Genomic DNA, 15696 nt, shown 5'->3' with positions numbered 1-15696 from the left:
AGGAGTGCGGGATGAGCATCGGAAGCTGGGATTTCTGGGTTGACCGGGGCGGCACGTTTACCGATGTCATCGGGCGCGATCCGCAAGGCGTGCTGCATGCCCGCAAGGTGCTGTCCGAAAATCCCGAGGCCTACAAGGATGCCGCCGTGCAGGGCATCCGCCTGCATCTCGGGCTGAAGCCCGGCGAAGCCATTCCGGCCGGGCGCATCGGCGAAGTGCGCATGGGCACCACCGTTGCCACCAATGCCCTGTTGGAGCGCAAGGGCGAACGTCTGGCACTAGTGACCACCAAGGGTTTTCGCGATGCCCTGCGCATTGGCTATCAGGAACGCAAGAACATCTTTGCCACCGAGATCATCAAGGCCGAGGCGCTTTATGATCAGGTTGTCGAAATCAATGAGCGCGTGCTCGCCGATGGCACGGTTGAGATCGCCTTTGACGACGTTCAGGCACGCGCAGCCCTGAAAGCGTTGAAGGATGAAGGCTATGACGCGCTCGCCATCGTGTTCATGCATGCCTACAAATTTCCGGCGCACGAGGCTGCCATGGCCGCAATCGCCCGGGAGATTGGTTTTGCCCAGGTATCCGTCAGCCACGAGGTTTCGCCGCTGATCAAGCTGGTCGGGCGCGGTGATACCACTGTCATCGACGCCTATCTCTCGCCGGTCCTGCGCCGCTACGTGGCACAGGTGTCGGCGGAGCTCGATATTGCGCGCACCGGCGCGCGCGTCATGTTCATGATGTCCTCGGGGGGTCTGACCGCTGCCGATATGTTCCAGGGCAAGGATGCCATCCTGTCCGGTCCGGCCGGCGGCGTTGTCGGCCTGGCCCGAACCGGCGAAGAAGCCGGCTTTCCCAATGTCATCGGCTTCGACATGGGCGGCACATCAACGGATGTCGCGCATTTCGATGGCGAGTACGAGCGCGCTTTCGAGACGGAAGTGGCAGGGGTGCGGGTACGCGCGCCGATGATGCTCATCCACACGGTTGCCGCCGGTGGCGGGTCCATCCTGCATTTCGATGCCGGACGTTTCCGGGTCGGCCCGGATTCCGCCGGTGCCAATCCCGGTCCCGCCTGCTACCGCAATGGCGGCCCGCTCGCCGTGACCGACGCCAATGTCATGGTCGGCAAGCTCCTGCCCGAATTCTTCCCGCCGATCTTCGGACCGGACCAGAACCAGCCGCTGGACGTCGATGCCGTGCGCTCGCGCTTTGCCGAACTGGCAGGCCGGATCGGCGATGGCCGCAGCCCTGAAGATGTGGCTGACGGTTTTATCCGCATCGCCGTTGCCAATATGGTCGAGGCGATCAAGAAGATTTCCGTACAGCGCGGCTATGACGTGACGCGCTATGCGCTCAGCTGCTTCGGCGGCGCCGGCGGCCAGCACGCCTGTCTGGTTGCCGATGCATTGGGCATGAAGGGCATTCTCGTTCATCCGATGTCGGGTCTGCTGTCCGCCTATGGCATGGGCCTTGCTGATATCCGAGCGACCCGGCAGAAGGCACTGGGTGTGCCGCTCGATCCGGCCGCCCCTGCCCCGCTTGCCGGTCTGGCTGCGGAGCTTCAGCAGGAATGCCTGTCCGAGCTCAATGCGCAGGGTATCGCCGAAAGTGAGATCACCACCATCGTGCGCGCCCATATCCGCTACGCCGGTACGGATACTGTGCTGGCCGTCGAGGCGACCTTTCCGGCACATGACGACATCGGCCGTTTGCGGCGCGAGTTCGAAATCCTGCACAAGCGCCGCTTTGGATTTGTCGCCGAAAACAAGGCGCTCGTTATCGACGCGGTGGAAGTGGAGACCGTCGGCGGCGGTGCCGGTCAAGCCGAGGCGGCTGTCAATGCGACTGCGACCGGCGAGCCGGATGCGGTGCGGCACAACCGCTTCTATTCGCAAGGGGTAGCGCATGACGCGGCCGTGGTGCTGCGCGATGCAATGCAGCCCGGCCAGCGCCTCACCGGCCCGGCCATCATCATCGAGCCGAACCAGACTATCGTTATCGAGGACGGCTGGCAGGCGGAACTGACGGCCAAGAACCATATCGTTCTCAAGCGCATCAAGGCGCTGCCGGACCGTTCGGCCATCGGCACGAAGGCCGATCCGGTGATGCTGGAGATTTTCAACAATCTCTTCATGTCGATCGCCGAGCAGATGGGCGTGACGCTGCAGAACACCGCCTATTCCGTCAACATCAAGGAGCGGCTGGATTTCTCCTGCGCTGTTTTCGATGCGGAAGGCAATCTTGTCGCCAATGCGCCGCATATGCCGGTGCACCTTGGCTCCATGGACGCGTCGGTTGCCGCCGCAATCCGGGAAAATCCGGTCATTCATCCCGGCGATGTCTTCCTCATCAATGCCCCCTATAATGGCGGCACCCACCTGCCCGACCTGACGGTCTGCACGCCTGTGTTCGACGATGCCGGTACGACGATCCGTTTCTGGGTGGCGAGCCGTGGCCACCATGCGGATATCGGCGGTATCGCGCCAGGTTCCATGTCGCCGCTGGCAACGAACATCGAAGAAGAAGGCGTCTACATCGACAACTTCAAGCTGCTGGATCGCGGCCGTTTCTGCGAGGACGAACTGGCGGCCCTTCTAACCGGTGCCCGCTACCCCGTGCGCACGCTGCTGCAGAACGTCAATGACCTGAAGGCGCAGGTTGCCGCCAATGAAAAAGGCGTGGCGGAGCTGCGCAAGATGATCAGCCATTTCGGCGAGGATGTCGTCGAGGCCTATATGGGCCATGTGCAGGACAATGCCGCCGAGAGCGTGCGCCGCGTGCTTGACCAGCTGCAGGACGGCAGCTTCAGCTATGAGATGGATCAGGGCTGCAGCATCGTCGTCAAAATCTCGGTAGACAAGGTTGCGCGCGAGGTGACCGTCGATTTCACCGGCACATCGGAACAGCGGTCCGACAATTTCAACGCGCCGCGACCGGTGACGCGCGCTGCCGTGCTCTATGTCTTCCGGACACTGGTGCAGAGCGACATTCCGATGAATGCCGGATGTCTGCGCCCGATCCATATCATTGTTCCCGATGGCACCATGCTTTCGCCGGAATATCCCGCTGCGGTTGTCGCGGGGAATGTCGAGGTCAGCCAGGCCGTCACGAACTGCCTGTTCGGTGCTGTGGGTGCGCAGGCTGCCGCGCAAGGCACGATGAACAATCTCACCTTCGGCAATGACCAGTATCAGTATTACGAGACGATCTGTTCCGGCGCCCCGGCTGGCCCCGGTTATAATGGCGCCGATGCCATTCACACCCACATGACCAACTCCCGGCTGACCGATCCGGAGATTCTCGAAACGCGCTTCCCGGTGGTGCTGGAAGACTTTCACATCCGCGCCGGTTCCGGCGGCAAGGGAAAGTGGTCCGCCGGGAACGGCACGCAGCGGACGATCCGCGCACAGGAAAAGCTCGACTTCGCCATTCTTTCCGGTCATCGCCGTGTCGCACCGTTCGGTCTGCAGGGCGGAGAGCCGGGGCAGACCGGCTCCAATGCGGTGCGCCGCAGGAATGGCGCCGTCGAAGCGCTGCAGGGCTGTGCGCACACCGTGCTGGAAGCGGGTGAAGCCTTCATCATCGTCACGCCGACGGGCGGCGGCTACGGCAAGCCCGAGGCATGAATTTTCCGGCAGGTGCGCCTTTCCTCTTGGTAAAACCTGCCTGAAGACCTCATGTTCTGCAACCAGTGGTATTTGCAAGCGCGGCAAAGGGCACATTTTCGTGTCGCAAAATAGTGGACAAAATCACTCAACATACGGAAAAGATTACAGAAATTCGCCGCCTCATCTTCTTAGAATTCTTCTAATATATTGTTATTGCTTCGTTTTTCGTCCCGGTTTATGACTTGCCCAGCGCTGCGCAACATCGGGCTGGCCGCGCCGAGGATTGGTTTTAATGCTTGTTCCATTTTTGATTATGCTGCGCGAGGGCATTGAGGCCGCGCTGATTGTCGGCATTGTTGCGAGTTATTTGAAGCAGACCGGTCGCGGTGCCTGGATGCCTGCCGTGTGGGTGGGCATTCTGCTTGCCGTTGCCCTGTCCCTGTTCGTGGGCGCGGGTCTGCAGATGGTCAGCGCGCAGTTTCCCCAGAAAGCCCAGGAATTTTTCGAAGCCCTTGTCGGCTTCATCGCGGTGATCGTGCTGTCATCCATGGTCTTCTGGATGCGCAAGGCTGCCCGCTCCATCAAATCGGAACTGCACACATCCATCGACGACGCGCTCGCCCATTCCTCCGAGCAGGGAGCGGCGCTGGTTGCCATGGTCTTCTTTGCAGTGGCCCGCGAGGGACTTGAGTCCGTGTTCTTCCTCCTGGCCATTTTCCAGCAGAGCGCGAACTCCGATGCGCCGCTCGGTGCGCTTCTCGGCATCCTGGTCTCCATCGGTCTTGGCTACGGCATCTATGCCGGCGGTGTCCGTCTCAACCTGAAACGGTTCTTCTACTGGACAGGCCTGTTCATCCTCGTGGTGGCCGCGGGCATCCTTGCCGGTTCGCTGCGGCACCTGCATGAAGCGGGCGTCTGGAACAGCCTGCAGACGGTGGTGTTCGATTTGAGCAACGTGCTGCCGGTCAGCAGCGCCTTCGGTACGCTGCTGTCAGGCATGTTCGGCTATCAGGATATGCCGACGCTCGGTGAGATCATCGCCTATGTCGTGTTTCTCGCCGTCAGCCTGTTCTTCTTTCTGCGGCCAGCGCAGCGTCAAACCGCTGCCGCGGCATCCCGGCCAACCCACTGAAAGCATCCCATGGTCCAGAATACGAACCCGTCTGCTCCCCGCCCGCCCTCGCAAACACTGATGAAGCTTGCCGTCATGGGTGCCGGCTTGCTTGTTGTTGCTGGCGGAGGCGCATTTTATTATGCCTCGACGAAGGTCAAGACCGGCGCCTCGGCTGGCGCAATCACGGTGACGATCAGTGAGGGAAAATGTGATCCGAATGCCCTGACCGTTCCGGCCGGGCGGACTACATTCAATATTGTCAACAAGTCGGATCGGGCCCTTGAATGGGAAATACTCGACGGCGTCATGGTGCTGGAAGAACGGGAGAATATCGTTCCGGGCTTTACCCAGACATTCACTGCCAAGCTCAATCCAGGCACGTATCAAATCACCTGCGGACTGCTCAACAATCCGCGCGGGACCCTGACCGTAACGCCTTCGGCGGAGGCCGATGCGGCGGCAGCGCGCCCGGCGCTGGTGGCGTTCGTTGGTCCGCTGGCCGAATACCAGGTCTTTCTTGCCACGCAGACGAGTGCGCTTGTGAAGGGCGTGCAGGCGCTTGACGAGGCCATCAAGGCCGGTGATATCGACAAGGCGCGGGAGCTCTACCAGAAGGCCCGCCAGCCCTACATGCAGATCGAGCCCATGGCCGACCGCTTTGCCGATCTGCACAATGCGATCGATCCTGTCGCCGACTATCTGGAAAAGCGCGAGGCGGACACCGGCTTTACCGGTTTTCACCGCATCGAGTACGGGCTTTATTCGGTCAAGAGCCTCGATGGCCTTGCGCCAGTCTCGGCAAAACTGCTGGCTGACGTTTCGGCGCTCAAGGATCGGGTACGGTCACTGCGCATCCCGCCTGATCAGATTGCCGCCAGCGCCACCCGCCTGATCGGTACCATTGCGGGCACGAGGATCGCCGCCGGCGAAAATCACTACGCGCGAACCGACCTTGCCGATTTTGAAGCCAATCTTGCCGGTGTGTCGCGCATGATCGCGCTGATGAAGCCAGTGGTTGCACAGGGCTCTCCTGCGGTTGTCGCGGATATCGAAGCGCACTTTGCTGCCGTGGACGGCACGCTGAAATCGCTGCACCGTGCGGATGGTTTCCCGGCCTATGACAGCGTAAGCGCGGACAAAAGAACGGCACTGGCCGCACAGATGCAGGCACTTGCCGATGCCATCGGCAAACTGAATGCCGCTGTCGGGCTTGAATAGGCCCGGGGGAGCAATCATGACAAAGGACAGAGACAATAAGCCCTTCATGACCAGCCGCCGCGGCCTCCTTCTCGGAGCGGGCGCAGCTGGCAGTGTGCTCGCGGCCGGCATCACGACGTCTCAGGCTGCGAACAGCCACGGCGAACAGGTGACCGACGCTCCCGTGAGCGACAAGATGCTGGAACAGCAGCCCTTCCACGGGCAATATCAGTCCGGCATCGTGACACCGCGTCCGGCCGCCGGCATGGTGGCGTCGTTCCGGGTCCTGGCGAGCAAGCCGGAAGAGGTGGAGCGGCTGTTCAGAAGCCTCACCGAGCGGATTGCGTTCCTGATGACGGGTGGCACGCCCCCTGCCCTCGATGACAAGTTGCCGCCAGCGGACAGCGGCATCCTCGGCCCGGTGGTCCTGCCCGACAATCTGACAATCACCGTTTCGCTTGGCGCATCGTTCTTCGAGCAGCGGGAGTGGCTTTCACCCCACAAACCCGTCAGCCTGTCGCGGATGAAGGCGTTCAAGAATGACGCGCTGGACCAGTCGCTGTGTCATGGCGACCTGTCGTTGCAGATATCGTCGAATACACCGGATACCAATATTCACGCCCTGCGCGATATCCTGAAAAACCTGCCGGATCTGATGGTCCTGCGCTGGAAGCAGGAGGGGTCGGTTCCCGTCCTGCCGCGCAGCCCCGACGGTACGCACCAGAGCGCGCGCAACTTTCTCGGCTTTCGTGACGGATCGGCCAATCCCGATGCCGGCGACGCCGGCCTGATGCAGCGGATTGTCTGGGTTCAGGACAGTGGCGACGAACCGGCCTGGGCGCGCAATGGCAGCTATCAGGCGGTCCGGATCATCCGTAATTTCGTCGAGCGGTGGGATCGCACGCCGCTTGGCGAGCAGGAGCGCATTATCGGGCGGCTCAAGCCCAGCGGCGCTCCTTTTGGCGGCCGCACCGAAACGGAAGTGCCCGATTATGCAAAAGACCCGGACGGTGCTGTCACGCCGCTCGATGCGCATATCCGGCTGGCGAATGACCGCAGCAAGGCCGCCGACGCGCATCTCATCCTGCGCCGCCCGTTCAATTATTCCAACGGCGTGAGCAAATCCGGTCAGCTCGAACAGGGGCTGCTGTTCATTTGCTACCAGGCGGATCTGGAGAAGGGATTCATTGCCGTTCAGAACAAGCTGAATGGCGAGCCGCTGGAAGAATACATCAAGCCCATTGGCGGCGGTTTCTTCTTTACCCTGCCGGGCGTCACCGGCGCCGACGATTTTCTTGGCCGAACCCTCTTGGAAGCAGCCGGCCACACGCCAACAAACACCAAATCCTGAAGGAGCTACCCATGAAATTCAGAGCCTATCTCACAGCGAGCGTATTCGCGATCATGGCCGCCGTGACGCCGCGCGTCGCCAATGCGGAGGTCTCGCCTCTCGATCTCGTCGGGCCCATTGCCGAGTACAAGATTTTCATCGGTGAAAACCTGGAAAAGCTGGTCAGCGAGACCAAGGCCTTTACCGATGCGATCAAGGCCGGCGATCTTGAAAAGGCCAAGAAGCTTTATGCGCCGACCCGCATGAACTACGAAATCGTGGAGCCGGTGGCCGAACTTTTCAGCGATCTCGATGGCTCCATCGATTCGCGTGCCGATAATCACGAACTCAAGGAAAAAGATCCGGCATTCACCGGTTTCCATCGTCTTGAATATGGCCTGTTCAGCCAGAACAGCACGGAAGGCCTGGCGGAGTTTGCCGACAAGCTCCAGGCCGATGTGGTTGAACTGCACAAGCGCATAACCGATCTGACCTTCCCGCCCGAGAAGGTCTTCGGCGGCGCGGCGACCTTGATGGAAGAAGTGGCGGCGACCAAGATTTCCGGCGAAGAAGACCGCTACAGCCATACGGACCTGTGGGATTTCAAGGCAAACTTCGATGGTTCGCGCAAGATTTTCGAGCTGGCACGGCCGCTGATCGAAAAGGGTGACGGCGCGTTCGTCACCAAGGTTGCGGGTAATTTCGATACGGTCGGCAAAACCCTGTCGAAGTACAAGACGGCGGAAGGCTACGAACTCTATGACAAGCTGACCGACGACGATCGCGCGGTGCTTGCAGCTGCTGTGAACACGCTGGCTGAAGATCTTTCGACCCTGCGCGGCAAGCTCGGACTGAACTGACCGCGTCACGGCGTTCAGATGGAAATTGGAAAACCCGGTTGGCAACGGCCGGGTTTTTTGTTGGCCAAGCCCCTGAACAGACAGCGTATTCTTTCCGTCATCGTTGCAATGCTAGGTTGAGTTCCGAGGTCACTTGCATCTCATTGATTTATCGAATATCGTAATTTCAGTAATTACTGAAATAACTGTTGTGTCGGGAATCTCTGATGAACCTTCCTCCTCTCGTTCAGTCCTTCGTGCTGCATTTCGGCGAAATGGGCAGCCGATGGGGCATCAATCGCACCGTGGGGCAGATCTATGCCCTGCTCTATGTCACGCCCGAACCGTTGAATGCCGATCAGATTGTCGAATCGCTGGGCATTTCCAGATCGAATGTATCGATGAGCTTGCGCGAGCTGCAGGCCTGGAATCTTGTCCTGCTGAAACACCTGCCGGATGACCGGCGGGACTTCTTCACAACTCCGGACGATGTCTGGCAGATTTTGCGCACGCTGGCGGAGGAACGAAAGAAGCGCGAGGTCGATCCGACACTCTCCGTCTTGCGCGAAATACTCATGCAGCAGCCGGCGAGCGATGCCGAGCGGCATGCACAGGAACGCATGGCGGAAATGCATGGGCTTATCGAGCGCCTCACAACTTGGTACGATGACGTGAAGAAGCTCGAAACTGACCGCCTTGCAACTCTGTTGACGCTTGGCGCCAAGGTAACGCGATTGCTCGAGGCGAAAGACAAGATCGTCTCGCTCGGCCGCACCAAACGCAGTCCGGACAAGGCATAAATGTCATGTCAGTCGATGCACTCAGTTCCCCGGTAGCCTTGCGGGCAGGAGATCCGGCCGCAAACGGCCAGGTGCGCGCAAAAACCACTGAGCCGGATAATATCGGGACGGAAACATCAGGCCGTTTGCCCGGAGGACGGTCCGCAGCCCTTGTGCAGGCTGTTGCCGCGCTCCTGTGGCTGCCGCAGGCGGCCCTGCTCAGCATCGCTGTCGGCCGGATCGCTGCGGGCAACGGTTTGTCGGGTGTCGTCTGGCTTGCCGCCGGCGTTCTTGCAATCGGCGTCGTGCGTGCATTCATCGACGCTGCGGGTAACCGGCTCGCTTTCCATGGTGCGCGCTCCACGCTTACCGGACTGCGCCGGGACGCCATTCTCGCCCTTGCCCATCGTTCGCCGCTTGATCCCGGCCGGATTGCCTCCGGGGAGGCTGCGAGTATCGTGGCCGAGCAGGCCGAAGCCGTGGTGCCTTACCTCGCGCGGTTTCGTCCGGCCCGGTTCAAGGCAACGCTGGTCCCGCTTGCAATCCTTGTCTGCGTCCTTTCCCTGTCCTGGGCTGTTGCCATCGTTCTGCTCGTTGCCGCGCCGCTCATTCCCGTGTTCATGGCGTTGATCGGCTGGCGCGCCAAGGCGGCAAGCGAGGCGCAATTGGTCGAAGTTGGCGGAATGAATGCGTTTCTGCTCGACCGCCTGCGCGGACTGGCGACAATTCGCGCGCTCGATGCGGTGGATGTGACGGCAAGGCGCCTCAGGACGGATGCGGAGTCGTTGCGGTCCCGCACGATGGCAGTCCTGCGCATCGCCTTTCTATCCTCGGCTGTCCTCGAGCTTTTTGCCGCGCTTGGCGTTGCCATGGTGGCGGTCTATGTCGGGTTTCATCTCCTCGGGCAACTCGACTTCGGAACCTGGAGCGGCAGGCTCTCCTTGAGCGAAGGGCTGTTCATCCTGCTGCTCGCTCCCGCTTTCTTCGAGCCGTTGCGCGAGCTTTCGGCGGTCTGGCATGACCGTGCTGCAGGCGAAGCTTCGCTGGAGGCGTTGCGGAAACTTGCCGTCAAGGGCGTGGACCTGCCGCATGACGGCGACAAGCCCCATGATGACCGGACTGCATTCCCTGCGCAGATCGGAGCGCCGTCCGTCCATATGCGTGATGTCACGTTCCGTTATGTCGGGGACGGGCGGCCGGTTTTCGAACGGTTCAGCCTCGATATCGCTCCGGGTGAAAGCGTGGCCCTGCTTGGACCGAGCGGATCGGGAAAATCGACCTTGCTGGCCCTGATTGCAGGTCTGGCACCGTTGGACGGCGGCGACATATTGGTTGCCGGCAAATCCATGGCAGCAAATGCTGCGACACAGCGGCGGTGCATTGCTTGGGTCGGCCAGAAACCGCATATCTTTGCCGGGACTGTCGGCGCGAACGTCTCGCTGGGTCGGCCGGAGGTCGATGCGGATGCGGTGGCAGCGGCGCTGCACAATGCCGCTCTGGACACGGTCGCCAATGCCCGTGGAAAATCGTCCATCGGCGAAGGCGGTTCGGGTCTTTCCGGCGGCGAAGCGCTGCGTCTCGCCCTGGCGCGCGCTGCCGCAAATTCCTATGCGCACCTGATTCTTGCAGATGAGCCGACCGCTCACCTCGATGATGAGACGGCAAATGATATTGCCGACAGATTGTTTGCGTTGGCGCAAGGCAAGACATTGGTCATCGCAACGCATGATCCGGCTCTCGCCGCACGGGCAGATCGCATCATCGATCTTCGGACCGCTTTCACAAGGAGTGATGCGTGATGTCATTCCGACGCGATTTCCGGCCTGTGCTGCGGCTTTTCCTGGCAGAGCGGCGATTCATGCTGCTGGCGGGTGCGCTTTTGGCGGCGGCGACAGTGCTTGCCGGTATTGCCCTGCTTGGCTTGTCGGGCTGGTTCATCACCGCCACGGCCATTGCCGGATTGTCCTCGGCAACGGCTTTCACGTTCGATGTCTTCGCCCCGTCGGCAGGTATCCGTTTTCTGGCCCTTGCCCGTACCGCTGCGCGCTACGGCGAGCGGTTGACCACCCATGACGCCACGCTCGGTGTTCTCGCCGGTCTGCGCGAGACCTTGTTTCGCGGATGGGCCAGACCCGAGGCGGCCCATCTGCTGCTCCGCCGGCCGTCAAAGCTGCTGTTCCGGCTGACGGCCGACATCGACGCCCTGGATTCGCTCTATCTGCGGATAGTGGTGCCGGGCGCCGTCGCGCTGTGTTCCGCGGTGGCTGTGAGTGTGGTCTTCGGGCTGATGCATCCGCTGTTTGGCCTGGGCGTGGCTGCCTGGCTTCTCGCAACAGGGCTGGCGATACCCTTTCTAGCGGGGCGCTTTTCGCTGGATGCGGCGCGCCGCCGGGCCCATGCGATGGAAGCGCTTCGCTCGCGTGTGATCGATCTTGTCGCGGGGCAGACGGACCTTATCATGGCCAGCCGGGTGGCGGCGCAGTGCGCTGCCATCCAATCCGCCGATGATCGTCTGGTGAATGCGGATGACGGGCTCAACCGGGTTGAAATGGCGGTCACCGCAGGTTTCGGCATCGCCTCCGCCGTGCTTCTCGCCGGTACGCTGTTGGCCGTTGCCATTCTGGCACAGGCGGGTCTGATCGGGGCGCCGGTTGCGGCCCTGGCTGTTCTCATGGCCCTGGCAGCGCTTGAACCCTTTGCCGGGCTGCGGCGCGGCGCAGTTGAACTTGGCCGCACCATTCTTGCCGCGCGGCGCATCGGCGGCAATCTTGCCGCTGTCCCCTCGCCTCCCCTCGCCTCCCCTCCTCCCGTAGGTCTGGCGGTAGCGCTTGAGAAAGTCACGGCCGTTCATCAGGGCGCAGCTCATCCCGCCCTCACGGATGTCTCGCTGTCATTGGCGAAGGGCGAGCGCGTTGCGCTGGTTGGCGCCAGCGGTGCGGGAAAATCGACATTGCTGGCCCTGATTGCCGGTGAATTGCAGCCTGTGAGTGGCCATGCCGCCTATGTCCCTTCGGCACGCCTGACACAACGGACGGAACTCTTTCAGGATAGTCTGCGCGAGAATCTCAGGCTTGCGGACCCCGACGCCGCGGATGACCGCCTTTGGCAGGTGCTTGTGATAGCCGGGCTGGCAAACCATGTGGAAAAATTACCGGCCCGACTCGATACCCGGCTTGGTGAAGGCGGGTTGGGGCTTTCGGGCGGACAGTTGCGCCGTCTTGCATTGGCACGGCTGCTTCTGCGCAACGCGACGCTCTGGCTGCTGGACGAACCGACCGAAGGGCTGGACGGCGACACAGCGCGGGATGTCCTGCGGCGGCTGAGGCACGAGATGACCGGTCACGCGGTCCTTGTCGCCACACATATACGGCGGGAGGCTGAAATGGCCGACCGTCTCCTCATCATGAAACAGGGGCAGATCGTTGCCTCTTTACACCGCGGCGAACCAGAATTCGACGCCGCACTTGCAGCACTGCGGCCGGACTGAGGACGCAGTCTCAATCACTCGGCGTCCGCCCTTCGCGGCGCCGATCAACAGGGGGTCGGGCGTAAGCCCGGCATGAGCAGATGGAACTCGACATCGTAGCGCTTTCGCGCCTGCAATTTGCGATAACCGCGCTTTATCACTTTCTCTTCGTACCATTGACGCTTGGCCTCTCCGTATTGCTTGCAATCATGGAGACCGTCTACGTCATGACCGGCCGCGTCATATGGCGCCAGATGACCAAGTTCTGGGGCACATTGTTCGGTATCAATTTTGCGCTCGGTGTGGCCACCGGCATTGTCATGGAATTCCAGTTCGGCATGAACTGGAGTTATTACAGCCAGTATGTCGGTGATATCTTTGGGGCGCCGCTGGCCATTGAAGGCCTCATGGCGTTCTTTCTGGAAGCGACCTTTGTCGGGTTGTTCTTCTTCGGCTGGGATAAGCTGTCCAAAGTGGGACACCTCACGGCAACCTGGCTGGTCGCAATCGGCTCGAACTTCTCCGCCTTGTGGATATTGATCGCCAATGGCTGGATGCAAAATCCGGTGGGGTCAGCGTTCAATCCCCAGACGATGCGCATGGAAGTTACTGATTTCTTTGCAGTTTTGTTCAACCCGGTCGCCCAGGCGAAATTCGTTCACACGGTTTCCGCCGGTTACGTAACGGCTTCCATCTTTGTTCTGGGTGTTTCCGCCTGGTATGTCCTGAAGGGGCGTCACACGGCGCTGGCCAAGCGGTCGATGACGGTGGCGGCATCCTTCGGACTGGCCGCGGCCCTTTCCGTCGTCGTGCTTGGTGATGAGAGCGGCTATCTCTCCACCGAACACCAGAAAATGAAACTCGCCTCGATTGAGGCGATGTGGGAGACCGAGCCTGCTCCGGCTGCCTTCACGGCATTCGGTTTTCCCGATCAGCAGAGCCGTGAAACCCATTATGCGGTTCGTATTCCCTGGGTGATGGGGCTCATCGGAACGCGGTCGCTGACCACGGAAATTCCCGGAATCGAGGATCTGGTCAAGCATGCGGAAGTGCGGATCAAACAGGGGCTCCTGGCTTATGACGCGCTGCAACAGATTCGTGCTGCCGGCAGCACCAATGCGATCGCACCGGACGTGCGGGCCAAGTTTGAAGACAACGGCGCCGATCTCGGTTACGCCCTGCTTCTCAAGCGCTATGTCGATGATCCGCGCCAGGCAACCGATGCCCAGATCGAAAAGGCCGCGCTGGATACGGTCCCGCACGTTCCAACACTCTTCTGGTCGTTCCGCATCATGGTCGGTCTCGGCATGTTCTTCATCCTGTTGACCGGGACGTTCTTCGTGCTGTCGGTCCGGCGGCAACTCGATACATATCCATGGCTATTGCGCATTGCAGTCCTGGCGATCCCCCTCCCCTGGGTTGCAGCGGAGATGGGATGGATCGTTGCGGAATTCGGCCGCCAGCCCTGGATCATCGAGGGTGTCCTGCCAACGGCGGCAGCCGTTTCCAATCTGGGCGCGACGTCCCTGCTGATCACGATTGCCGGATTTGTGACGATCTACACAATCCTGTTCGTGATCGAGATGGGCCTGATGCTTCGTGCCATTCGCAAGGGGCCGGAACTGGACAACGAGCCAGAAGCCGTCCTGATTTCCCCCCATATCGTACCGGCGGAGTAAACAATCATGATCCTGCATCAATTTCTCGACTATGACACTTTAAGGTTGATCTGGTGGGTTCTGCTCGGCGTGTTGCTGATCGGATTTGCCGTCACCGACGGCTTTGATCTCGGCATCGGTACGTTGTTGCCCTTTGTGGCCCGCACCGACATGGAGCGCCGTATCGCCATCAACACGATCGGTCCGATCTGGGAAGGCAATCAGGTCTGGCTCATTGTTGGCGGCGGCGCGATATTTGCCGCCTGGCCGCCACTCTATGCGGTCTCCTTCTCCGGGTTTTATCTCGCCATGTTCGTTATCCTGGCGGCGCTGATCATCCGGCCTGTCGCGTTCAAATATCGGTCGAAGCGCGAGAGTGCCACCTGGCGGGCTGCCTGGGACTGGGCCCTGTTTGTCGGCGGCTTCGTGCCGTCACTCATCTTCGGCGTGGCCCTGGGCAACGTGCTGCAGGGTGTTCCCTTCCGTTTTGACGGCGATCTGCGCATTTTCTATGAAGGGTCGTTCTTTGGGCTGCTGAACCCGTTCGCGCTTCTCTGCGGGCTTCTTTCGGTCGCCATGCTGGTTATGCACGGCAGTGCGTGGCTGCAATTGAAGACGACGGGGATCATCGCCGAGCGCGCCCGCAGATTTGGCGGGATCGCGGCGCCGGTCACCGTGCTTCTGTTTGCCGTCGCGGGACTTATCCTTTGGACCGGTTTGGACGGGTATCGCATTTCCAGCGTCGTCGATCCAACGGGGCCATCCAATCCGCTGCTGAAGACTGTGGTGTCGGACAAGAACGCCTGGTTTGCCAATTTCAACACACATGCATGGATGCTGGTTGCCCCCCTCCTCGGCTTCCTGGGCGCTCTTGTCGCCATGCTGGGTTTCCGTCTCAAGCGGGAAATCACCACCATCCTGGCAAGCGCACTGTCGATTTTCGGCATTATCTCGACCGTGGGCCTGTCGATGTTTCCCTTCATCCTGCCATCGTCGCTTGATCCGCGATCGAGCCTGACAGTCTGGGATGCGTCGTCAAGCCACCTGACCCTGTTCATCATGCTGGTGGTGACGGTCATTTTCGTGCCGCTGATCGTTCTCTACACAAGCTGGGTTTATCACGTGCTGTGGGGGAAGGTGGATGACAAGACAATCACCAACAAGAGCGGTCACGCTTACTAGGACGAAGAAGGAGTAGAAGAATGTGGTATTTTGCCTGGCTGCTCGGATTGCCGTTTGCTGCTGCTTTCGCCGTTCTCAATGCCATGTGGTATGAACTGGTCGAGGACGATGCCAGCCGCAAGGCGGGCGGCAAGAAATAGCAACGGACATCCGTTTTAGACTTGATCGGCCGGATGGTTTATCGCCGGCGTACCGGGCGGCAAATGTGTCTCATTTGCCGCCCGGTATTTGACTGCAGACCAGGGCTTTCCCAGTGTCTCTTGAAAGAATACAACTAAAAAGTGCACATCAATATCAACCTATGCGTGTGCTTGCCTATTGATATCTTCCCTTAAACCAGCCATACGATTGAGCGACAAGACCAAGCGTTTGTCAGAAAACGCGGACTTCAGAGGGGACGAAGGACAGTCTTGCTGGTGGCGCCTCAGCTGCTGGCGGGAACTATTGCGATAGGATAATATTGATTGACTTCTTTTCGTCCGGCCCGTTTTGGGAGACGTCCCGCCCTGCCAGAGTCCAG

Annotated in this window: 11 protein-coding genes; all 11 read left to right on the top strand. The window is 60.6% G+C overall.

The window, feature by feature from the left end:
- Positions 1 to 11 precede the first annotated feature (11 nt).
- A complete protein-coding gene (locus AC1Q5O_RS18265) occupies positions 12 to 3629 on the top strand; it encodes a hydantoinase B/oxoprolinase family protein (RefSeq protein ID WP_492564907.1) in 3618 nt (1205 codons plus the stop codon).
- Positions 3630 to 3903: 274 nt separating this feature from the next.
- On the top strand, positions 3904 to 4743 hold the full coding sequence (gene efeU / locus AC1Q5O_RS18260) for an iron uptake transporter permease EfeU (RefSeq protein WP_492564906.1): 840 nt from the start codon (positions 3904 to 3906) through the stop codon (positions 4741 to 4743).
- Positions 4744 to 4752: 9 nt separating this feature from the next.
- Positions 4753 to 5943: an iron uptake system protein EfeO gene (efeO, locus tag AC1Q5O_RS18255; protein ID WP_492564904.1), complete on the top strand. Its 1191-nt coding sequence runs from the start codon at positions 4753 to 4755 to the stop codon at positions 5941 to 5943.
- Between the two features lie 16 nt (positions 5944 to 5959).
- A complete protein-coding gene (gene efeB / locus AC1Q5O_RS18250) occupies positions 5960 to 7273 on the top strand; it encodes an iron uptake transporter deferrochelatase/peroxidase subunit (protein WP_492564902.1) in 1314 nt (437 codons plus the stop codon).
- Between the two features lie 11 nt (positions 7274 to 7284).
- Positions 7285 to 8112: an iron uptake system protein EfeO gene (efeO, locus tag AC1Q5O_RS18245; RefSeq protein WP_492564900.1), complete on the top strand. Its 828-nt coding sequence runs from the start codon at positions 7285 to 7287 to the stop codon at positions 8110 to 8112.
- A 206-nt stretch (positions 8113 to 8318) separates the two neighbouring features.
- On the top strand, positions 8319 to 8891 hold the full coding sequence (locus AC1Q5O_RS18240; protein ID WP_223615878.1) for a GbsR/MarR family transcriptional regulator: 573 nt from the start codon (positions 8319 to 8321) through the stop codon (positions 8889 to 8891).
- 5 nt (positions 8892 to 8896) lie between these two features.
- Positions 8897 to 10669 carry a thiol reductant ABC exporter subunit CydD gene (gene cydD, locus AC1Q5O_RS18235; RefSeq protein WP_492564897.1) on the top strand — a complete coding sequence of 591 codons (1773 nt, stop codon included), beginning with the start codon at positions 8897 to 8899 and terminating at the stop codon, positions 10667 to 10669.
- A complete protein-coding gene (locus AC1Q5O_RS18230) occupies positions 10666 to 12357 on the top strand; it encodes an amino acid ABC transporter ATP-binding/permease protein (RefSeq protein ID WP_492564895.1) in 1692 nt (563 codons plus the stop codon). Before cydD ends, AC1Q5O_RS18230 begins: the two co-directional genes overlap by 4 nt.
- An 80-nt stretch (positions 12358 to 12437) precedes the next feature.
- Positions 12438 to 14015: a cytochrome ubiquinol oxidase subunit I gene (locus AC1Q5O_RS18225; protein WP_223615876.1), complete on the top strand. Its 1578-nt coding sequence runs from the start codon at positions 12438 to 12440 to the stop codon at positions 14013 to 14015.
- Positions 14016 to 14021: 6 nt separating this feature from the next.
- Positions 14022 to 15176: a cytochrome d ubiquinol oxidase subunit II gene (gene cydB / locus AC1Q5O_RS18220; protein ID WP_492564892.1), complete on the top strand. Its 1155-nt coding sequence runs from the start codon at positions 14022 to 14024 to the stop codon at positions 15174 to 15176.
- A gap of 20 nt (positions 15177 to 15196) precedes the next feature.
- Positions 15197 to 15316, top strand: a complete 120-nt coding sequence (gene cydX, locus AC1Q5O_RS18215) for a cytochrome bd-I oxidase subunit CydX (RefSeq protein ID WP_105735051.1) — start codon at positions 15197 to 15199, stop codon at positions 15314 to 15316.
- Positions 15317 to 15696 lie beyond the last annotated feature (380 nt).

This window comes from Phyllobacterium sp. MT110 (assembly GCF_058792715.1).
Note: the sequence above shows the minus strand (reverse complement) of the source record. Positions and strands in the feature narration are given on the sequence as shown.